The organism is Stenotrophomonas nitritireducens, from assembly GCF_001431425.1.
Lineage (GTDB): Bacteria > Pseudomonadota > Gammaproteobacteria > Xanthomonadales > Xanthomonadaceae > Stenotrophomonas > Stenotrophomonas nitritireducens.
Genome location: NZ_LDJG01000008.1, coordinates 107743 through 129516 on the forward strand (window position 1 = coordinate 107743; position 21774 = coordinate 129516).

Genomic DNA, 21774 nt, shown 5'->3' on the forward strand with positions numbered 1-21774 from the left:
TCAACGGCCGGGCGCCGCCCGTCGCGTGCAGGGTCGGGAGTTGTCGCAAGCCCGGTATCCGGACCGGGCGGCTGCCGCTGGCATGCGTGTCTCGGTAGCGTCCTGTCAGCGGCTGACTTTACCGGCCGCCGCAACGGATGCCCAGCCCGCGGAAGGGGGCTCCCGCGGGCCGGTACGGCTTACCGCACCGTGGTGTTCTTGCGTTCGCCGCCGAAGAACTTCTTCACCACGCCGCCCAGCGCCACCACGCCGATCAGCAGCAGCTTCCAGAACTTGGCGAAGATCAGCCCCAGCTTGGCGAACAGCCCGGCCTTGGCCGCAAGCCCGCCGCCGATCAGCGTCGCCACGCCATAGGCGGCGATCTTGTCGGTCTTGGGGTTGTGGTCGGCATAGCGCGCACCCTGCTCGAACTCGGCCATCGGCAGCAGCTTTTCCATGCCGGTGCGCACCAGCGGCAGCTCGCCCATGCCCGACACCGCATTGAGGCTCAGGTAGCCATGGCGGCCGAGCACGCGGATGCCGTAATTGAGCACGTGGCCGGACTGGCCATTGAACTCCAGCTCCTTGGCCCAGTACAGCTTGTTGTTGCCGGCGTCGTAGCGCGGCGGCACCGCCCAGCCCACCAGCTTCAGCGTGCCGTAACCGGCCTTTTCGCGTTCCGGGTTGGCTTCGTTGATCTGCTCCTGCATGTCGCGCAGCAGCTCGTCGTAGTTGATCTTCGACGCGTCCTCGTCGGACACATAGCCGTCGTCGGCATAGGTGACCACCACCGCCCAGCTGTCCTCGTCGGCCAGGCTCGGCGAGCGCGGCACGATCAGCCCCAGCACGTCCTCGTCGGGCGGGTTGCCCCACATGTCCTCCAGCACGCGCCGCGCATCGGCCTGGTCCAGATAGCGGAACTCCGGGCCCAGATTGAAGCGCGCCTTGGCCTCGGGCACCTCGATGGCGCCCGAGCGGAAATGCAGCGACTGCACGAACGCCGCGGCGTCCTGCTCGTCCTGCGCCAGCGCGGCCGGCGAAGCGGCGCAGAACAGCGTCGCGCCGGCCAACAGGCCCAGCGCCATGGATCTGATCGACATGAAAGGGTTCCTTTCCCTGGAGGGCGTCCCCACGCCCGAGGCCGGCAGTGTGAGGCAGCGTGGACCCGGCGGCAACGCGAAACGCCGGCGGCGCCCTGTAGAGCGGGGCAACGCCCCGCTGGCCAGCCGTCAGCCCGCCATCCCCAGGTACTGATCCTTCAACCGCACGTAATGGTCCGCCGAATAGCGCAGCCCTTCGATGTCCTTCGCGCTCAAGGTGCGTACCGGCCGCGCCGGGTTGCCCACCCACAACTCGCCACGCGCCACCCGCTTGCCCGGCCCCACCACCGCACCGGCACCGATGAACGCCTCGTCCTCGATCACCGCGCCATCGAGCACGCACGCGCCCATGCCGATCAGGCAGTAATCGCCGATGCTGCACGCATGGATGATGCAGCCATGTCCCACGGTCACGCCCTCGCCGATCAGCGTGGGATAGCCGCCCTTGTTGTACGGGCTCTCGTGGCTGACATGGATGATGGTGCCGTCCTGCACATTGGTGCGCGCCCCGATGCGCACATGGTTCACATCGCCCCGGATCACCGTGCCCGGCCACACCGACACGTCATCGCCCAGCACCACGTCGCCGATGATGGTGCAGGCGGGGTCGATGTAGACGCGCTGGCCCAGGGTGGGGGATTTGTCTAGGAAGGAGCGGAGGGGGGGCACGGAAAAAGTCCAAGGCTGGTCGTCTGGCTTTGGATGATAGGCGTATGCCCTGCGTTCTCCTACATCGGGTGGATTGTCGGAAGTGAAGTGGTTGCCGAGCGGAAAGAACAGAAAGCCTGCTAGCCTAGCTGGATTCCGTCGAAGGCTTCTGGTCTGGTTGCTCGGCAACGAACGCGCGGGGTGGTGTTTTCCATGCATCGAACATGCTCTGAGCTGCCTACTCGGCAGCGAACAGGTTGATCTGGATGTGCACGGTGTCGGCGCTTTTCTGAGCTGCCTACTCGGCAGCGAACAACGAAGCGCTGGACCTCCTCGCCGCCTACATTCTCTGAGCTGCCTACTCGGCAGCGAACCGTGGCATGTACCAGCCCATCAGCCTCGACATTTTCTGAGCTGCCCACTCGGCAGCGAACCAGTACAGCCCCCATAGAACCAGCAGGATCATTTTCTGAGCTGCCTACTCGGCAGCGAACTCCCTGTGCCTCTGGCGCGTGGCCCTGGCGTTTTTCTGAGCTGCCTACTCAGCAGCGAACCGGCGACGCGGCGGCGCCCAGCTTGGCTAGCATTTCTGAGCTGCCTACTCGGCAGCGAACCGTGGAGAAGCCGGTGCTGCCGGTGATGGTGTTTTCTGAGCTGCCTACTCGGCAGCGAACACCAGCAGATGCTTTCTGCTCCGGTTGCCGCATTTCTGAGCTGCCTACTCGGCAGCGAACATCGCCCGAGGTGATGAACTCCCGGCGCTTGGTTTCTGAGCTGCCTACTCGGCAGCGAACTTGGGCCTGCGGGGTGAGGCCGTTGTGCCCAATTTCTGAGCTGCCTACTCGGCAGTGAACGTCGGCAACGGACCAAAGCGAGATTCCCGCAATTTCTGAGCTGCCTACTCGGCAGCGAACAACAGCAAGGCCCTGCGCCTGCGCCCGGTCAATTTCTGAGCTGCCTACTCGGCAGCGAACTTGACTAGGAATTCAATCTCAACGGAGACGATTTTCTAAGCTGCCTACTCGGCAGCGAACGCGGTGACGCTACCCGGCGCGGGTTCCGAAGTTTTCTGAGCTGCCTACTCGGCAGCGAACTTCATTCGCGCCCTGGAGGGTCAGGGCGGTCGTTTCTGAGCTGCCTACTCGGCAGCGAACTAGGGCATGAATTGGAATTCCCCTTTCGCCATTTTCTGAGCTGCCTACTCGGCAGCGAACCTGCAGGCGGCGAGTTCGAGGTCAGTGCAACATTTCTGAGCTGCCTACGCGGCAGCGAACGGTACGGCGCGGGATCGACCAACATGTCCAAGTTTCTGAGCTGCCTACTCGGCAGCGAACAGGGCTTGCTTGAGCGCCGGCTTCTCGTCCGGTTTCTGAGCTGCCTACTCGGCAGCGAACGAAGGCGTTCTTTCGCCGGCATGGGCTCGACTTTTCTGAGCTGCCTACTCGGCAGCGAACTTGGAGGACTGGGCAAATGGCGGAACTGGATTTTTCTGAGCTGCCTACTCGGCAGCGAACCAGGGTGAGCGGAATGGCCCAGAGGGCGCAGATTTCTGAGCTGCCTACTCGGTAGCGAACGCTCCACCTTCAAGCAGTGGGCCGATGAGGTTTTTCTGAGCTGCCTACTCGGCAGCGAACGGCTGGGAAGGCTGCGCGGCGGCGGCGGCGCTTTTCTGAGCTGCCTACTCGGCAGCGAACACCAGATCGAGCAGCTGGGCGGCAGCGCTTCCTTTCTGAGCTGCCTACTCGGCAGCGAACACGAAGCGCTCGCTGATGCGCAACGCCGAAATTTTCTGAGCTGCCTACTCGGCAGCGAACTCAAGCGGAACGCCGCCGGGAAGCATGGAGGCTTTCTGAGCTGCCTACTCGGCAGCGAACTCGTGCGCTGGTCGCGCAAGGTGCTGTCCCGTTTTCTGAGCTGCCTACTCGGCAGCGAACCCGACCAGTGGACCCAGTCCCTGAAGGACTATTTTCTGAGCTGCCTACTCGGCAGCGAACTGCCGAGGCCCTGCGTGCGGCGCGCTCGGCCTTTTCTGAGCTGCCTACTCGGCAGCGAACGCGTCGTCGTCGTGTCGCGCCGCGCTACCGCTTTTCTGAGCTGCCTACTCGGCAGCGAACAGCGTGGTCGCCAACGTCATCGAGGCCACATTTTTCTGAGCTGCCTACTCGGCAGCGAACAGGCGGGCGGTATAGGTGCCGTCGCGGCGGATTTTCTGAGCTGCTTACTCGGCAGCGAACGGCAATAGTCGCGCATACAACGGGGTCAGGGATTTCTGAGCTGCCTACTCGGCAGCGAACTCAACCGAGCGGAGCGTGACAAAGTTGGGGGCTTTCTGAGCTGCCTACTCGGCAGCGAACATGAGGCCCGCAAGTGCCGAATTGGCGTGAACTTTCTGAGCTGCCTACTCGGCAGCGAACCAGGTCCAGCAGGCCCATGTAGCTGATGTCGATTTCTGAGCTGCCTACTCGGCAGCGAACTTCTTCAGGGCCACGATGTTCGTGCCCTGTACTTTCTGAGCTGCCTACTCGGCAGCGAACGTGCTGGTGCACCGGCCACCGAGGGCGGGGAGTTTCTGAGCTGCCTACTCGGCAGCGAACGGTTGCAGGGTTCATGCAGCAATTATTCCTATTTTCTGAGCTGCCTACTCGGCAGCGAACGGCCACGGCTACGATGCCCCGCTCAACAGCCTTTTCTGAGCTGCCTACTCGGCAGCGAACCGGGTCGGCGAAGAACTCGACCAGTTCGGGGTTTTCTGAGCTGCCTACTCGGCAGCGAACGGCATCAAGGCGCGCAACTCCAAGCTGTTCGATTTCTGAGCTGCCTACTCGGCAGCGAACGTACTCGTTGGCATGCTTCGCCGGGCCGTGATTTTCTGAGCTGCCTACTCGGCAGCGAACACGAGAGCGCGCCTCAGCGCTGCGATTGCATTTTTCTGAGCTGCCTACTCGGCAGCGAACCGGGCCACGTCACCGGCCTTCGCCTGCATTTCTTTCTGAGCTGCCTACTCGGCAGCGAACAGTGCTAGATGGCTTCCCGGTGCACGGCTCTTTTTCTGAGCTGCCTACTCGGCAGCGAACAGTCAGGTCCTTTCGCAGCTCGGCGCCAGGCATTTCTGAGCTGCCTACTCGGCAGCGAACTGCCGGTCAAGGGTGGCGTGGTGGTGGTCGATTTTCTGAGCTGCCTACTCGGCAGCGAACGCCTGCCGGTCGCCCATCAGGCAAACCATGTCTTTCTGAGCTGCCTACTCGGCAGCGAACGCCAAGCTGACGCCCGGCGCCGGCGCGGTCAATTTCTGAGCTGCCTACTCGGCAGCGAACGCGCGGGGTGCGGCCGAGCCCGAACTGATCGATTTCTGAGCTGCCTACTCGGCAGCGAACGCTGCAGCCAGGCCTCGGTGTGCTTTCCGAAGTTTCTGAGCTGCCTACTCGGCAGCGAACAAGCGCTGGCACGTGCACGGGATGCCCTGCGTTTTCTGAGCTGCCTACTCGGCAGCGAACCCGAGCACGACCGCGCCGGCCACGATGTCAATTTTCTGAGCTGCCTACTCGGCAGCGAACTCATCCAGGCTGTCACGGGCATAGCCGATACGTTTCTGAGCTGCCTACTCGGCAGCGAACCAGGTCCGCGATGAATGCCTGGTAGCTCTGTATTTCTGAGCTGCCTACTCGGCAGCGAACGCCGGTTGTGCCCTCCCACCCATGCACGCCCATTTCTGAGCTGCCTACTCGGCAGCGAACTCCACGACATTTCCGCACGCTTCGCCCGGCCAGTTTCTGAGCTGCCTACTCGGCAGCGAACGACTTCAACCGCATCGCCGGCGTGCCCGGCACTTTCTGAGCTGCCTACTCGGCAGCGAACGAGCAGAGCCTTCAGGCGCTCGTCCCACCGCATTTCTGAGCTGCCTACTCGGCAGCGAACACGGTTCCGGAGTACGAGCAGCCGATCCTCGAGTTTCTGAGCTGCCTACTCGGCAGCGAACAAGCAGGCCGTTGTAGGTGCCGCTGGCATCATTTTCTGAGCTGCCTACTCGGCAGCGAACACCAGCGGTATGCCGGTGAGTCCGGCCAGCGTTTTCTGAGCTGCCTACTCGGCAGCGAACCGCGAAGAAGCACAACAACACCGGCCGCGACATTTCTGAGCTGCCTACTCGGCAGCGAACCCCGTGCTGACCATTCGCCCCGACTTCGGTGATTTCTGAGCTGCCTACTCGGCAGCGAACAAGGTCACGAACGCCACCCGGATGCGCTACGATTTCTGAGCTGCCTACTCGGCAGCGAACGGATGATGGGCACCTACGCCGAGCTGCCGATGTTTCTGAGCTGCCTACTCGGCAGCGAACCGTCCCTGCAAGTCGTCAACGGGCAAGCCGATTTTCTGAGCTGCCTACTCGGCAGCGAACGCTCTCGGTGCGTGCCCAGGCGTCGACCAGCATTTCTGAGCTGCCTACTCGGCAGCGAACACAATCATCCGCAACACTATCGATGCGCAGAATTTCTGAGCTGCCTACTCGGCAGCGAACGAAGTGGCCTTCGACTGAGGGCTCCGCGCCCATTTCTGAGCTGCCTACTCGGCAGCGAACGGAGTCGGCGATGCCTTCCGCCGTGTTGACAATTTCTGAGCTGCCTACTCGGCAGCGAACGCTACCTATCGACTGGTCTATCGATCCCACTTTTTCTGAGCTGCCTACTCGGCAGCGAACGGCCATGCACAAGCACACGGACGGCATCGCCATTTCTGAGCTGCCTACTCGGCAGCGAACGTGCAGCAGTTGCAGAAGCTGCGCGAAATGGTTTTCTGAGCTGCCTACTCGGCAGCGAACCCGGCGATGCGCTTCTCGTTCTCGGCGGTCTTTTTCTGAGCTGCCTACTCGGCAGCGAACCCGATGAAGTGGTTGCCGTCCTGGTCGACGTATTTCTGAGCTGCCTACTCGGCAGCGAACCGTCTCCGCGCTGCGCTGAATCAGTTCAAGCATTTCTGAGCTGCCTACTCGGCAGCGAACGCACGACGTACACAGTTCGCTGGTTGCTCAATTTTCTGAGCTGCCTACTCGGCAGCGAACCGCGACGGACGGCTTGCCGCGTTGGAGCGTGTTTTCTGAGCTGCCTACTCGGCAGCGAACGCATCCACTTCGGAGGCCCCAGCTTGGCGCCATTTCTGAGCTGCCTACTCGGCAGCGAACTGGTCCACCCAGTACACCGCCACGCCCGGGTCTTTCTGAGCTGCCTACTCGGCAGCGAACGGGAATGGCCGCGAACTTGGCCCGGTGCTGGTTTTCTGAGCTGCCTACTCGGCAGCGAACAGTTCGCGGCAATCGCGCTTAACGCCGTTGATTTTCTGAGCTGCCTACTCGGCAGCGAACAGTGCCCGTACCACAACCTCACCTTCCCCAGCTTTCTGAGCTGCCTACTCGGCAGCGAACAAAAAGCGGCAGCACCTGCGTTGACGCATTCCTTTCTGAGCTGCCTACTCGGCAGCGAACTGGTCGGCAGCCGCGAGCGGAGGTACTTGATTTTTCTGAGCTGCCTACTCGGCAGCGAACGACGTGCAGCTGCTTGAGGCAATCCGTCAGCATTTCTGAGCTGCCTACTCGGCAGCGAACTCGTCGTCCGACGTGGGGGCCGTGCCCAGCAGTTTCTGAGCTGCCTACTCGGCAGCGAACCCGGCCCTGCGCAGCTGCTTGGCCAGCACGTTTTTCTGAGCTGCCTACTCGGCAGCGAACCTGCTGCACGTAGTAATCGCGCACTTTCACGATTTCTGAGCTGCCTACTCGGCAGCGAACTCCCACCGGATGATGTGCGCCACCGCGGCGTCTTTCTGAGCTGCCTACTCGGCAGCGAACTCTGGCTGGACGATGAAATGCCGCTACGGCCATTTCTGAGCTGCCTACTCGGCAGCGAACGCGGATGGTGTTCAGGCCACCGAACTCCAACAGTTTCTGAGCTGCCTACTCGGCAGCGAACTGGTGCAGGTGGACATCCGGGCGGGCTCGTCTTTTCTGAGCTGCCTACTCGGCAGCGAACTCGTCAGTCGCATAGGACTGCATCTGGTAGTTTTTCTGAGCTGCCTACTCGGCAGCGAACCATGCCCCCAGCTTGTCCATCAGCCCCCGCTCGTTTCTGAGCTGCCTACTCGGCAGCGAACTGCGCGCTCTAGAGATGGCGCTCATCTCGACATTTCTGAGCTGCCTACTCGGCAGCGAACTAGACGAATTTCACGTCAAGTCATTGGTAATGCTAAGGAAATCCATGAATAAAGGAATGCCCCCAAAATTCCGGGGGCATTCGCAAGCCACTGATTTTCAAAGAGCGTTACTGACTCCCTGGAAATTGGGTCAGAACCACGGGACGGTACTGGTGCTGCTCAATCCGTGGCTGTTGAACTTTCCCGGTGTGGGGGTAGCCGCCAACGGACCCAGGGCGACGAACAGACAGAAGGGCTGCCCGGTGCTGCGGCTGCGCAGGTGCAGATAGGGCAGGTTGGGGCGGCGCTCCACGGTCTGGGGGATGGCTTGTTGCGCTTGCTGTTCGGTCTCCCCTTGGCGTCGCATACGGCGGCGCCGCAGGCGTTCGACGTTGGTTTTGAACTGCCGGCGGTGCACGGTGCGTTGCGGCACCCCCTCCGGGACCGGATTGATCCCGGTGAGGCGTACGTGGTCGCGCAGACCCTTGAGCCAATCTTCCTGCAGGAGGCGGAGCAGGGTCGCCTCGCTGCCATGCAGGCGCAACACAGTGCCCAAGGTGCGAGGCGCAGTGCTGTAGCCCGGGAAGCTCGCGCCGATGTCCTCGATGCGCTGCTGGACCAGCACCAGGTGCAGGCGGTCATAGAGCGCGCCAAGTAACTGCGGAGCCGTGGTTTCCGGGTCGGGGACGACCTGGATGTCGACATGATGGCTGGTCATGATGTTCAGCTCGCTTCGCCGAACACGCCACCCCGAACCAACGTGGCGATGACAAAGTGCTGCTGCTCCACCGGTGGAGCCTTGTCCTTCAATACCCAGGCATCGAGCAGGTTGTAGAAATCCTGCTTTTCCTTGGGCTGGCGATAGGCCTTGCCCTGCGTGGTCACCGAGCCGTAAGGCTCCACTGCGATGGGGCCGTTGCCGGTAGCCTCCGGATACCAGGTATCCACCGTTCGCAGCGCATTGCCGATCTTCTGCGAGTGGATGGCAGCCACCTTGTCGACGTGGTACAGGGTTTTGCTCTTCTTGCTGGCCGCCTTGTCCAGGATAAGCTCCTGCGAGGGGAAAACCTCTTGGCCTGCGCCCATGCGGACGAAAGCGGTGACCTGCAGCAGCACATGGTTGTCACCGGCCAGGCCAGCGGCAATCAGCTCACCCAGTTCGGCCAGGGCAGCGGTTTCCCCTGCCGGCGCCATGAGATCGTGCAGCGAATGTGCCAGTGCATCGAAGGTCCATTGCTGGGCGGGCTTGCCGTCACGCAGATGGGCCACGCTTACTTCGACCTGCTCGGCGCCAATGCGGTTGCGCCACAGGAAGCGGCCATTGGCCAGATTGGCCGCATAGCGGCGGGCCAGCTCGTTGAAGCCGTGCTGGCGTACATAGCCGTCCACCGTTTCCAGCAGCTTGCTGCGATAGGCGGCGTCGTTGCAGGCCGAGGGCCTGCCGGTTCCACCGAGTACGCGCAAGGTGAACTGCACCATCAGCGTGTCGGCATCAGCTGGCAATGCCGCCACGTCCACGGTCTGCAGGTTCGGCTTCTGGATGTCGGCGTCCAGCTTGGCCGGGTCCTGGCCGCTGGTTTTCAGGCGGTTGGAGATGGTGCCGCGCACGGACTTTTCGCGCAGGCCTACCGGCTTCCAGTCCGCCGCTTGGGTGCGGGCGGCCCAGTTTCCACTGGTGAACAGGGCATCGGACGGGTCCAGCTTGCGTTCGAAGGCCAGGACGGATGCGGTCTTGAGTTCCTTGGACATGATGGGATTCCTTTTCTGCCGGGTCAGTAGGTGGTGGTGTCGAATTCAAGCGGTGTATCCAGCTCATCCTCGTCGAGAGGTTGCGCATGGTCGTTGCGACAGCGATACAGGCCGAGCTCAGGCTGCGTGTCGGCATACCAGAGCAGGCTTTCAGGCACATGCAGACGGTGCGGGCTGATCCATTGACCCGCCGAGTACAGGCTTTCGACGAAGCGGAACGGCGTTACAGCATCGCGGGTGTTGACCACGCTACCGGCAGCGTGCAGTTCGCCCAGCGCGCCGTACCCTACTGGGATGGGAACCACCCAGCCTTTACCAGTTCGGTCGTTGGACCAGCTGCCCTTGCCGGTATCGTGGTCGGCCTGCCAGCGCCAATTGATGCGGGACAATGACAGCCAGGCATCCAATGGGTCTGGCGCCTTGCCTGATCGCTCCTGTTGCTGCAGGCGCTCGGCCAGCAGGTCGTCACGGCTCACAAGCGCGAAGCCGGGCAGCAGGCGCATGCGCGCCTTGGCGAACAGCGCCTGGCGATCGGCTGCGGTGCCTGTCAGCTCCAGCGCCCAGGGTTGGTAGCGCCTACACCAGGGATGGGCCGGCGGTATCAGGCTGCCACCCGCGATGCGCATGCCGGCCAGCAGTTCGGCCAGTGCCCGCAGATCGCCTTCACGCGTTTCTGGCTCCTTCTGCCAGCGAAGGCTTTTGGCGGCCAGCAGCAGGCTCAAGCCCAGATGGATGCGGCCTTCCTCGACGATCGCCGAGCTGCCGCCTTCCTTGTTCATCGGGTTGCGGGTCAGATGGAAGCTGTTGACGAAGCGGCCTTCGGTGGCCAGTTCGCGATGCTGGTGGCAGACCACTCCCACTGCATTGAACCGGACATCCAGTCCCGCAGCATCCGCCTTGCGCTGCAGGGCCCACATCAGCCCCAGGAAAGCCGTCATCGACGGGAAGCCATGCGACAGCGGGCTGGAAATGGCGTTGGCGTTCTGCACCTGCAGATGCGGGAAGACAAGCAGGTGATCGAATTGCGGGCAAGTGCTCATGCCGTGCCTCCTTTCGGTACGCGCCGCCGCACGGGTACCGGCCAGGTCGCATCGGCGACCGCATGGCGCGCCCAGTGCCGGTATTCCGCGTCTCCGACAGCGATCAGTCCGGCGGAGCGCAACCGGTCATTCAACCAGTTGGCGAAATCGCCAGCCACCTGATCAGGCCAATCGCCGAACTCCCAGATGGCGACGAACGCTTCGTCCTCAGCGGCCAGCTCGGGTTCCGGGCGCGGATCCAGCTCCACGCGTTCGGGGTCCAGCCAGACCTGCTGGTGCAGGGGCAGGGTGCAGCTTTCATTCCGCGTCCATCCCGGTTCGAAACGAACCTGCGTTTCTACGGCGAAGATGGCCAACTGGGCCCCCAACTCCTGAGCCAGTTCGGTGCGTTTCCGTCGCGTTGCCTCGGTAGGGGGCGGATTGGACAGAAGAAAGCTGGCCAGTTGGTCAACGGTGTCGCGAACGCCAGGGAACCAGGCCAGGCGGTCCATTGCCGATTCGAGATTCAGCAATTTGCGCGATTGCTCGATGTCCCAGCTCGGCGGAAGGGAGGCCAGCAGGTAGTTGATGCCGCCGCGCTCGCTGTTGAGCTGCGACACATTCTGGGGCTTGGTGCCCCCCAGCTTGCGGGCGACCAGGTTGCGGTAGTCGCGATAGGGCGCTTCGTGCGCCTCCCCGGCGCGGAACGCCTGCCGTGCGGCCTTGTTGTCCTCACCGAAACGCGCGTCCTGGATTTCGGCATGCACGGCATGGGCCAGGCTGCTGGAGAACAGGGGTTGCAGCAGGTGATAGGCCTCGTCTTCCGTCGGTGCGCCGTCGACCAGCCAGTACAGCTGTTTTGCGGCTTCGTGCGACGTAGGGTGGGTATCGCCGCGGACCAGGCCGCTGAAGGCCTTCATCCAGTTGGCCGCGGTCTCGGAATCCGCGTGCAGAGCCGAGCGCAGGTCTGCATCACCGGCTTGCATCCAATCCAGCAGCCGGCGTCCCTCCACTTCGACCTTGAGGAACTTGAATACATCCAGTGCTGCGGCATTGCCCACGACATCCTCTGCGAAGTCGTCGCCCAGCACATGGGTGCCGATCTCGGCGTGGCGGGGCAAGGCGTCTGGCCGGACATGCAGGCTGCTGCCCCGTGCGTCCGGGTGGGTGGCCTTGAGTACGTGGGTGACCGCCTGGATCTGGCCTACCCGCCGGGCAGCATCGGCCAACCAGGCGCCATAGTCGTATTTGGTGGAGATATCGCCTTCTTCTTCCTTGCCTTTCAGCTTGGCTTCGCGCCGGGCTTCGATGAAGCCGGCGATGGCCATACGAAAGCCCTTCCCTCTATCGGTTAATTCCTGCACCACCCATCTCCTTGGTTGATGATCGTGTATGACTCTTTAGAACATATCTTTATCAGTAGCCAAGACGATCATGGTCCGATCGTCATGGATTGAATCCCAACAACGGATGCCATCTCCAGCCATTTGGGCTGGAGCTCACCTCAACTGTGGTGAAGCGCCGGGCGCAGTAGTCCAGTGAGTCTCCCGAGTGTGCGGCCTGATCTTCCAGCAGGGTCATCAGCTCGAACTGTCCCCAAGGGCTGATTCCAATGCCTAAGGTCAGCTGGATATCCCTGCGTTGGCTCTGGTCGACCAGGACGTACAGGGGGGGGGAATGCCGGCCAGCGGCTTCCTCGACCCGATGCAACAGCAACCGCTCACCCTCGTCATCGGGCAGGAACACCAGCGTGGTGGTGTGCATGGTCTGCCGCCGGAACCGCTGCTGTTGGGGGAGAACGCCGGTCAATGCGGCCCGTGGGTATCTCCAGGCAACATAAGCCTGATCCTGCTCGACAGGAGGAATCTGGCTCTCCGTGGCGGCTGATACTGGCAGCATGCTGAGGGCGGTACGTGCCTGCTCCAGGTCGACGAGGCTATGGCGCGTCCGCCAGGTCTTCGACGGCCGTGGCTGGATACGCGGCAAGGCGTCGAGTACCTCGAACTCGGCCGGCTGAAGCAACTCGGCAAGGCGATGCGTGGACAACTGCAGGCGTTTCTGCGCGGGGCTGGAGCCGGACTTCTCGTAACCGGGCCGCTGGAATGCCGGCCGGTCGGAATGAGTCTCTGCAAAGTGGCGAAGGTTGGTATCGAACACCAGCACATTCGCCTCCGACGGTGCATGGCCCCGATGCCGCTGCACGCGTCCAGCCAGCTGGATCAGTGAGCGCATGGATGAAGGTTCGGCTACCGCCCAGTCCGCGTCCCAGTCCCGGCCAACCTCGCAGACGGGGGAGGCCAGTACCACAAACAGGTGCTGCGGTTCCGGGTGGGCATCCAGCGCACTGCGGATGGCGGGAAGCTGGAAGACGGCGTTGGCGTCGCCGCGACGATTGAAAGAACCATCCAGCATTGCCTCGATGGCCGAACGTTGCAAAAGGGGGAAACGCGCGTGATAGACACAGAGGTGGATGCGGACATCTTCCGGCGCGCCTTGCGTGAAAATAGCTCGCGCAACGTCGAACAGCGGGCCTATGTTCGCCATGCGTACCAGCCCGAGGCTGACCTGCTTTCCGCTGACAGGGTCCTTCTGGCAGTGCGCACGATGGAGTTGCAGGCAGGCGTCGCGGACATGCAGGGCGAATTCGGCGTTCCGCTGCTCAGGCTTCCTGGCTTCAAGCGACAGTGGCAGCAATCGCGCGCGGCGCAACGGCGCTACTTTCCGCAGCTGTGCGGCGCGCTTGTCCACGAATCGCAGGTGCTGTTGTTCGAAGTCCTGGCCACCCACACCCGCTACCTGAACGCCGAACTCGTCCGTCCATAGGCAAGGAATCTCCGCCCCAATATTCGCGATACCTGGCTCGCCCCGGTTCTGGCGATACAGCCGCCGCCCGGCGCGGTAAGCGAGATACATGCCGGTGACCAATGCCGGTGGTAGCGTGGCCGACGACAACACCACGCGGCAGCCCAGCATGCCGGCCCAGTGCACCAGCCGCGTGAGCGCTGGCATGTCGTCCAGGTCGTAGTCATCCAGTTCGTCGAGCACCAGGTCGGCACTCATCAAGCGCAGCATCGGGGCGATCTGGCGGCCGGCACGCAGGGATTCCGTTGCGGGCACCATGTGGTCCACCGTGCAGACCAGCACGGGCGCCGATAGCAGGTTGCGGATGTCCGGATCGTGCAGTGCGCGCGACACCAGCGGATGCTGACTGCTGTTGCCCTCGTAAAGAATGTGGCTGTCTTCCTCGATAAGATCCTGGATGGATGCCGATCCGGAAGACTCTGCCTGCTGTTCGTAGTACTCGAACACCGCCCGGCTCGCCGAACCGCCAACGCGTATGGCCAGTTCGTCCTCTCCAAGATGGAGGTCATTCCGGTAGCTGCGGCCGGTCTGCAGCGTGAGCATGCGCAGGCCGAGCGCATACGTCACGCGCATGCCGAGTTGCGGATCGCTGAGTGCGTACAGGATACGTGCATTGGCCAGCGTCTTGCCGCAGCCGGTGGACGCCATGTTGACAATGAAGCCGCCGAGCCTCTGGAAGTCTTCGCGCAGGCTTGTCGCAGCATCAGCGGCCTTGTCCTGCCATGCGAACTTCGGGTTGCTGCTGCGCTTACGCAGTCCCCGGTGATTGGCCAGCCGCGGAAGGTGGCGCTCAAAGCTGGGAAGTGCGTGCGCGACCATGCCTGCATCGCGGGCGACACCGAGCAGGTGCTCAAGCAATGTCTGTTTGAGCTTCCCGTCCTTATGGGTGTTGGCATACAGCTGGCTGTCCGTCTTGACCTTCAACCGCTCGGAAGCATCCGGTGGCAGGCTGGAGTAATGATGGTCAGCCAGCATCAGGCACAGGCGTGCGAGATGCATGACGTAGGGATTGTCGATCCACTGGTTGTCGTCAAGCCGCTGTAGTTGCAACAAATTTCCGGCAACGCGAGCGGCTTGGCGCAGCCAATCCCCCTCAATCACTGGCAAGTATGCGGCGGGTTCCCAGTACGGCTGGGCTTCCTGCTCTGAAGGCGATTGAGGTCTCTCGTTCCACCCATGTGAGACCAGTGCGAGCGGGTCCTTCAGCCAGAGCTCATTCCAGTGCGCGGTACGGGACCCGAGCGGCTGTTGAGTGCCGTCGCTGGCGAGGGCCGGAACAACGGGAAGGCGATGATGGCTGACCACCAGCCACGCGATGGCGCCAGCCAAGGGAGGCAGCCGCTGGAACGGGAAGGCATGCGAGGCATCCATGCCATCGCGCTGATAGCGGTCCTCGGCCAGCCAGTCCAGTTCATTGGCGTTCTCGATATCGCTCAACCGTTTTAGCCACCCCGCGTCGTCATCGGTTCCGACGAAAGCCTGGAACAGGCGCAGCGATACCCACTCATGGCGATACAGGTTGCGTTCGGTACGGGTGCCGCGCAGGCGTTCCTGGAAGGCGATGCTGGCCTTGCCCAGGTCGTGCAGGAGGGCGGCCAATTGGGCCAGGAGTCGGATTGGTTGGGCGGTGTGCCAATCGTTCTCATCGTGGGGGCGCAGGATGTTGCGGCGGGTAGCGTTGGTCGGTACGGCGCCCTCGGCATTAAATCGTCGGGCATCACCAACCACCCACAGCAGTTCGCTGTGATCGCGTCCCCGGATCCAATGGCAGGCAACGGCGGTATTCTTCCGCGCGGTCTTGCGCAGCAATCGCCTCAGCGTATCCAGTCCCTCCTGGGTGATGGCGGTCTGCCAGCTGCGGTCGCCACGGCGCTCGGCGAACTGATCCAGGATGCGCCGTGTTTCGGACAGTGCCCTCTTCTCGCATTGCGAGATCAGCAGGATGTTCAAACTTTCACCTGTGCAGCCGTCGAGAGAGCGATGGCCTTGAGGCTGTCGATGATGAAATCCAGCGAATCGCTGCGTGTAAGCGACTCGATGCAATGGCGGCGGAAGCTCTGCTCGTCGTCGCCACGCATCGCCGAGAGGAATGCCTGGGGAAGGATGCTGGCGTCCTTGATAAGGTCGGCGGCATCGAATACCAGCCCGCCGCGACGGGTCTTTCCGTGCAGTACTGCCAGGCCGTGCGGCAGGCCCAATACCCAGCAGGCCGTGGCGCCCAATCCATAGGCGAGGTAATTGCCATGATCCAAGAAACGATTCGCCGGATCTGTGCCGGTGCCTCGTTTGGCGCGGCTGAATTCGCCGTAGCCGACGGTATCCACCGCAAGCTTGAACAGGGCTTTGCTCAGGCGTGCCTCCTCGGTGAGCAGTGCCGTTGTGTCCTGCGCCAGTTCGATGTTGCGGCTTGAAGGTTGCAGCAGGCTTTCAAGCCGGCCGGCATCGACCTTGAAGCCAGCCTCATGCAACGCACGTTGCTGCCATTGCCCGGATAGCCGCTGCAGCCGCAGTTGTTGGAGCTGCTTGGCCGCCAGAAGACGGAGTTCGTCGTCGAACCAGAATTTCACCCACGCCTGCAGATATTCGGTAGGACGGTACTCGCTCTGTGGCGAGAACCAGGCTACGTCGACGTCGATCTCGTTGGCGCTGAAGAGGGGCGTCCCACCCCCGCCACAGAAGCCCACCAGCACGCCCGCCTTGGCCAGCTCGCGCATCGCCGCCTGGGTGACAGAAGTGCCGGTACCCAGAAGTACGGTAGTGGTGTTGGCGATCGGAATGTTCCAGTAAAGCGATTGTTTCCCGGCGTCGGTGACATACTCGACGCGGCCACCATTGACCAGTACCCGGCAGTGTTGCAGGTAGTAAATATTGGCCCGCTTTGAATGCAGGATTGTCTTCAGGTCCGAAGACGGCAACTGTTCCATGTCGATCCCCTATGCCGTGCCATCCATATGTGCCCTGAACGGATCTCACGGAAGGAGACTGTAGCGGCAATCATGCTGGTCCGGGTACTGGGCTCTGCAGGTCGTTCCGTTTGCCACATCCAATTGGGTGGAGGGAATGGATGGCGGTTCTCTTATAGCTCTGTTGGCCATCTCGGATACTCATGGGCGGTCCCGATCCGTTGACAACTGTTGCGATCCGGCAGCACCAATTACTGGCTGCGGCTGAATTCCGCAGTCGGGTTTGGCAGCTCGAAAGCACAAGAATTCCCTATCGCTCAAGGAGTCCGATATGCGCCGTTCCAAGGAAATCACCCGCGCTTCCACCCCTGCGTCCAACCGCAACCCGTCCAAGCACGAGGTACTCACGCCGCGGATGATCGATTCCGCGCCGGTTCCGGAGTTGTTCTCACCACCGTCTTCGACACCGCCTGCTTCCAGCGGCTGGGCGCGCATGCCCAAGCGCTGCACGATGGGTTGCCTGTACTACGACGAGCGCAGGGGCGAGCAGATAGTCGGTCGTGCCGTGCCCAGGCTGCGTTTGTTCGGCCGTTGGTTGGAACGTTGCGGCTTTGCCGTGGGCGATGCGTTGCAGGTGACGGTGGGGAACGGGTTGTTGTTGATCAGCCGTGGCAAGGGCGACGACTGAGCAGTCCGCTCCGTGGCTGGCGACCAGCACGCACATACGCTGGTGGTGGTCACCATAAAGTGACGTGTGGGTAACGAAACCAAGAGGCCCGCTTGTGCGGGCCTCTTCGCAGGATTGAACGGTCCATACGCCATGGTTTCCCCTATTTTCCTTCCAGCGGGTTCCCACTGACCACGTTCCACAAATGGCCGTTGACAAACCCCCGGCGGAAACGGAATCTGCGTCGCCTTACGCCAGCCCGGCGCTCTATCGGTGGATCACATGCAGCAGGGAAGGGGGCAGGGAATGTGGGGACGCGGTGTAGTGATCGGCACGCTGTTGGTAGGTGGGCTGCTGGCGGGAGTGGTGCAGGCGCAATCCTTCGATCTGCGCGCGCACAAAGGGCCGCAGCATGGGGTGAAGAACGAGGTCGCGGTGCTGGGCACCACGCATCTGGCGAGCATGCCGGAGACGTTCGACCCTGCGACGCTTGATGCGCTGATCGAGCGGATGGCGGCATGGCGGCCGCAGGCTATCGCCATCGAGGTGGTGTCGGGCCTGCAGTGCGACATGATGCGCCGCTACCCGTACCGCTACGCGAGGACGGTTGGCGGCTACTGCCCCGACGTGTCGGCGGCGGCCAAGGCCACCGGGCTGGATGTGCCGGCGGCGAATGCGGCGGCGGAGACGATGCTGGAGGCATGGCCCGCGCAGCCGGCGGCGGCGCAGCGGCGCACGCTGGCCGCCACGTTCCTGGCGGCGGGTGAGCGCGAGTCGGCGTTGGTGCAGTGGCTGCGGCTTCCGCTGGCGGAGCGGCATGCGGGCGACGGGCTGGACCAGGCGCTGGTGGACGTGCTGGAGGCGCTGCGTACCAGCCGTAACGAAACCACGCTGCTTGCCGCGCCGCTGGCCGCGCGCCTGGGGCATGAGCGGCTCTGGCCGATGGACGACCACAGTTCCGACCGCTACGGCCGCGACATCAAGGCCTACGTGGCCGCCATCCGCAAGGCGTGGGACAACCCGGCGACCCAACAGCGGAGCGCGATGTTCAGCGAAATGGAAGCGCAGATGGACACGCCGGAGAAGGTGCTGGCCATGTACCGCCGCTACAACGCGCCGGAGCTTGCCGCCATCGCCTTCGAGAGCGACTACGGCGCCGCGCTGGAGGAACCGTCGGAGCAGGGCTACGGGCGCCTGTACGTGACCAACTGGGAAACCCGCAACCTGCGCATGGCCGCCAACATCCGCGACCTGATGGGGCCGACCCCGGGGATGCGCACGCTGGTGATCGTCGGTGCATCGCACAAGGCGTATCTGGATGCCTACCTCGACCAGATGCACGACGTGCATATCGTCGATGTGCGGCCGCTGTTGAAGTAGCCCACCGACGCGGGGGCTTTCCCGAGGGGAAAAGGAAACAGGCACCCAGCGCGAGCCGGGTGCCTGTTTTCATTGCGGGTCGTGAAGGGTTTGAACCTTGGACCCGAAGACTAAAATTCTTCTGCTCGATCAACATGCAGCACCGCCGGCGCGCTCACGCCACCTTCCCGCGCCGCGCCCGCTCCAGGTGGACCAGCAGCAGCGAGATCGCCGCCGGGGTCATGCCGGGGATGCGCTGCGCCTGGCCGATGGTCTGCGGGCGCACGCGCTCGAACTTCTGCAGCGCCTCGGCCGAGAGGCCATGCACCGCGGCAAAGTCGAAGCCCTCGGCGATCACTGTGTTCTCGTGGCGCTGCTGGCGTTCGATCTCCACCCGCTGGCGGTCCAGGTAGCCGGCGTACTTGACGCTGATTTCCACCTGTTCGGCCACGCGCGCATCGCTCACGCCGGGGCCGAGCGAGGGCACCTGCATCAGCTTGGTGTAGTCCAGTTCCGGGCGCTTGATCAGGTCGAGCACGTTGGTTTCGCGGCTCACCGCCACGCCAGTGGCTGCCTGTACCTCGCGGCCCAGTGCGTTGGCGGGGGTGGCCCACAGGCCGCGCAGGCGCGCGCTTTCGCCGGCGACGGCGGCCTGCTTGGTTTCGAACGCGTGCCAGCGGCGGTCGTCGACCAGGCCCAGCTCGCGGCCGGTCGGGGTCAGGCGCGCGTCGGCGTTGTCCTCGCGCAGTTGCAGCCGGTATTCGGCGCGGCTGGTGAACATGCGGTAGGGCTCGCTGGTGCCGTGGGTGATCAGGTCGTCCACCAGCACGCCGATGTAGGCCTCGTCGCGGCGCGGGCACCAGCCCTCGCGGCCCTGCACGTACAGCGCGGCGTTGACGCCGGCCAGCAGGCCCTGCGCGCCGGCTTCCTCGTAGCCGGTGGTGCCGTTGATCTGGCCGGCGAAGAACAGGCCGGCGACCTGGCGGGTTTCCAGCGTGTTCTTCAGCCCGCGCGGGTCGAAGAAATCGTATTCGATGGCGTAGCCGGGGCGGGTGATGTGCGCGTGCTCGAAGCCGCGGATGCTGCGCACCAGTTCCAGCTGCACGTCGAACGGCAGCGAGGTGGAAATGCCGTTGGGGTAGATCTCCACTACGTTCAGGCCTTCGGGCTCGACGAAGATCTGGTGGCTGTCCTTTTCGGCGAAGCGCACCACTTTGTCCTCGATGGACGGGCAGTAGCGCGGGCCGATGCCTTCGATCTGGCCGCTGTACAGCGGCGAGCGGTGCAGCGCGTTGCGGATCACCTCGTGGGTGCGCTCGCTGGTGTGGGTGATCCAGCAGCTCACCTGTCGTGGGTGCTCGGCGGCGTTGCCCAGGTAGGACATCACCGGCAGCGGGTCGTCGCCGGGTTGTTCGTCCATGACGCTGTAGTCGAGCGAGCGGCCGTCGATGCGCGGCGGCGTGCCGGTCTTGAGCCGGTCGATGGCGAACGGGCGCTCGCGCAGGCGCGCGGCCAGGGTGGTGGCCGGCGGGTCGCCCATGCGCCCGGCGGTGTACTGGGTTTCGCCGATGTGGATCTTGCCGGCGAGGAAGGTGCCGGCGGTGAGCACCACGGCCGGCGCATGGAAGGTCAGCCCGGTCTGGGTGATGGCGCCGCGCACGGCGTCGCCTTCGATCACGAGATCGTCCACCGCCGCCTGGAATACGGTCAGGTTGGGCTGCGACTCGACGATGCGGCGGATCGCCATGCGGTACAGGTTGCGGTCGGCCTGGCAGCGGGTGGCGCGCACCGCCGGGCCCTTGGAGGCGTTGAGCGTGCGCCACTGGATGCCGGCCAGGTCGGCGGCGTGCGCCATGGCCCCGCCCAGGGCGTCGATCTCCTTGACCAGGTGGCCCTTGCCGATGCCGCCGATGGCCGGGTTGCAGCTCATCGCGCCCACCGTTTCCACGTTGTGGGTCAGCAGCAGGGTGCGGGCGCCGCCGCGCGCCGCGGCCAGTGCGGCCTCGGTGCCGGCGTGGCCGCCGCCGATGACGATGACGTCGTAACGATGGAAGGAGTCGGTCATGGGGGTAAGGGCTGGAAGTGTGAAATCCGTCGGTGGCCTGTGGCACAAGCCCTTGGCGACGGCGTGGTGATTTTACCGCCAATGCCTGGCGGGCATGCAGGAAGGCCTAAAGTTGGCACGCAAACTGCAGTTAACGTCATTGCACCCGGTGTGGCATGCGCCATCGGCGCAGTGGCTGGAATTGGAACAGGGGCCAGCCGAAGCGCACACCGGGGAAGCATGGGGCCGGCAGTCGGGGGACTGCCGGCCCTTTTTTCATGGCGCATGTTCCTGTGCGCGACCCGTGTGGCGGCTTTGCCTTGAAGACGGCTGCCCTGCCGCTATTCCCTGCGGGTTCCGGCTATGCCGGCCGGGGGTGCCCGCCTTGTGCGGGCAGGCCTGTCCGGATGGCTGGCAGGAGCGGGCCCGAACCCGGAAAGACGAAGCCCCGGCATGGCCGGGGCTTTGTCGTTATAGGCGCCGATGCCCGACAGGGCCGGAACAGGGGGGATCCAGATTTCCTGACGGACATCGACATTGAAGCGGTGAGGTGTGAAGGGCAGTTCGTGTCAGTTATCGACGCTGCCGGTCACCCGGTTCAACAAGATTGCCTGGTTTTTCCGCAAATGCAAGCGTCTCAGGGCTCCTGCTGCTGCGCCGGGCGCGGGCGATGGGACTGTGACGGCGGTCGGGCCGGTGCCGGACGCTGCATCATCGGGCGCGGCGCGCCATTGGCCTGCGGCGACGGCATCGAGCGCGGCATCGCCTGGGGCTGCGGACGCGGTTGCGGGCGCGGCTGGCGGTCCATGTCACGCCACGGCGACTTGCCGCTGCCGCCGCCATCCACCGGCGGGCGGGGATGCGGCGGGCGTCCGTCGCCGTCACCGGGGCGCGGCGGTGGGCGATGGCCGCCGTTGTCGTTGCCCGTCGGCGGCGGACGATGCCCGTCGCCCCAATGGCCACCGTGCGGCGGGCGCGGGGGCGGGTTGTACGGCGGGCGGTAGACCGGGTACGGGTAGCGGTCGTAGTAGCCGTAGCTGCCGTAACCGTACGGGCCGTAGCCGTAGGAGCCATAGCCATAGGAGCCATAGCCGTAGGAACCGTAGGGATAGCCGTACGGGTAGGTGCGCTGCACCGGCGCCGAGCCGCTGTAGTAGCCGCCGGAGCCACTGCCGACATAGTCGTAGGTGGCGCAGCCGGACAGGCCGAGCAGCAGGCCGGCCGAAAGAATCAGGCGCATTTTCATGAGTTTCTCCCCCTGTTGGGC

The 21774-nt window shown here is 63.8% G+C and carries 12 protein-coding genes and 1 CRISPR repeat array; of the genes, 2 read left to right on the top strand and 10 right to left on the bottom strand.

All coding sequences use genetic code 11. The annotated features are described in order from the left end of the window. Positions 1–179: 179 nt before the first annotated feature. The 8 genes from ABB22_RS06950 to cas1f all read right to left on the bottom strand — a co-directional run bounded on the left by ABB22_RS06950 (position 180) and on the right by cas1f (position 16458). On the bottom strand, positions 180–1079 hold the full coding sequence (locus tag ABB22_RS06950) for a DUF2167 domain-containing protein (RefSeq protein ID WP_055772937.1): 900 nt from the start codon (positions 1077–1079) through the stop codon (positions 180–182). A 129-nt stretch (positions 1080–1208) separates the two neighbouring features. Continuing rightward, on the bottom strand, positions 1209–1748 hold the full coding sequence (locus ABB22_RS06955) for a gamma carbonic anhydrase family protein (protein WP_055772939.1): 540 nt from the start codon (positions 1746–1748) through the stop codon (positions 1209–1211). Between the two features lie 205 nt (positions 1749–1953). Beyond that, positions 1954–7925: a CRISPR direct-repeat array (repeat unit 28 nt; unit sequence TTTCTGAGCTGCCTACTCGGCAGCGAAC). Positions 7926–8055: 130 nt separating this feature from the next. After that, positions 8056–8622: a type I-F CRISPR-associated endoribonuclease Cas6/Csy4 gene (cas6f, locus tag ABB22_RS06960; RefSeq protein WP_055772941.1), complete on the bottom strand. Its 567-nt coding sequence runs from the start codon at positions 8620–8622 to the stop codon at positions 8056–8058. A gap of 5 nt (positions 8623–8627) precedes the next feature. After that, positions 8628–9653 carry a type I-F CRISPR-associated protein Csy3 gene (gene csy3 / locus ABB22_RS06965; protein ID WP_055772946.1) on the bottom strand — a complete coding sequence of 342 codons (1026 nt, stop codon included), beginning with the start codon at positions 9651–9653 and terminating at the stop codon, positions 8628–8630. Positions 9654–9676: 23 nt separating this feature from the next. Then, positions 9677–10693 (bottom strand): type I-F CRISPR-associated protein Csy2, encoded by a 1017-nt coding sequence (gene csy2 / locus ABB22_RS06970; protein WP_055772949.1) that lies wholly within the window; start codon positions 10691–10693, stop codon positions 9677–9679. Continuing rightward, positions 10690–12000, bottom strand: a complete 1311-nt coding sequence (gene csy1, locus ABB22_RS06975; RefSeq protein ID WP_244481333.1) for a type I-F CRISPR-associated protein Csy1 — start codon at positions 11998–12000, stop codon at positions 10690–10692. Before csy1 ends, csy2 begins: the two co-directional genes overlap by 4 nt. Positions 12001–12118: 118 nt before the next feature. Beyond that, positions 12119–15484 (bottom strand): type I-F CRISPR-associated helicase Cas3f, encoded by a 3366-nt coding sequence (cas3f, locus tag ABB22_RS06980; protein ID WP_055772952.1) that lies wholly within the window; start codon positions 15482–15484, stop codon positions 12119–12121. After that, the gene (gene cas1f, locus ABB22_RS06985) at positions 15481–16458 is read right to left on the bottom strand and encodes a type I-F CRISPR-associated endonuclease Cas1f (protein ID WP_055772955.1); all 978 of its coding nucleotides are present in this window, start codon (positions 16456–16458) and stop codon (positions 15481–15483) included. The genes cas3f and cas1f overlap by 4 nt, the downstream gene beginning before the upstream one ends. Positions 16459–16768: 310 nt before the next feature. Here cas1f and ABB22_RS18715 point away from each other — a divergent pair, with 310 nt between their 5' ends. After that, the gene (locus tag ABB22_RS18715) at positions 16769–17125 is read left to right on the top strand and encodes a SymE family type I addiction module toxin (RefSeq protein ID WP_235504358.1); all 357 of its coding nucleotides are present in this window, start codon (positions 16769–16771) and stop codon (positions 17123–17125) included. Between the two features lie 285 nt (positions 17126–17410). Next, positions 17411–18484 carry a DUF5694 domain-containing protein gene (locus ABB22_RS06995; RefSeq protein WP_055772958.1) on the top strand — a complete coding sequence of 358 codons (1074 nt, stop codon included), beginning with the start codon at positions 17411–17413 and terminating at the stop codon, positions 18482–18484. Positions 18485–18638: 154 nt separating this feature from the next. Here ABB22_RS06995 and mnmG read toward each other — a convergent pair whose 3' ends face one another. Then, positions 18639–20528, bottom strand: a complete 1890-nt coding sequence (mnmG, locus tag ABB22_RS07000; RefSeq protein ID WP_055772961.1) for a tRNA uridine-5-carboxymethylaminomethyl(34) synthesis enzyme MnmG — start codon at positions 20526–20528, stop codon at positions 18639–18641. A gap of 616 nt (positions 20529–21144) precedes the next feature. After that, positions 21145–21753: a hypothetical protein gene (locus ABB22_RS07005; protein ID WP_082443810.1), complete on the bottom strand. Its 609-nt coding sequence runs from the start codon at positions 21751–21753 to the stop codon at positions 21145–21147. Positions 21754–21774: the final 21 nt, after the last annotated feature.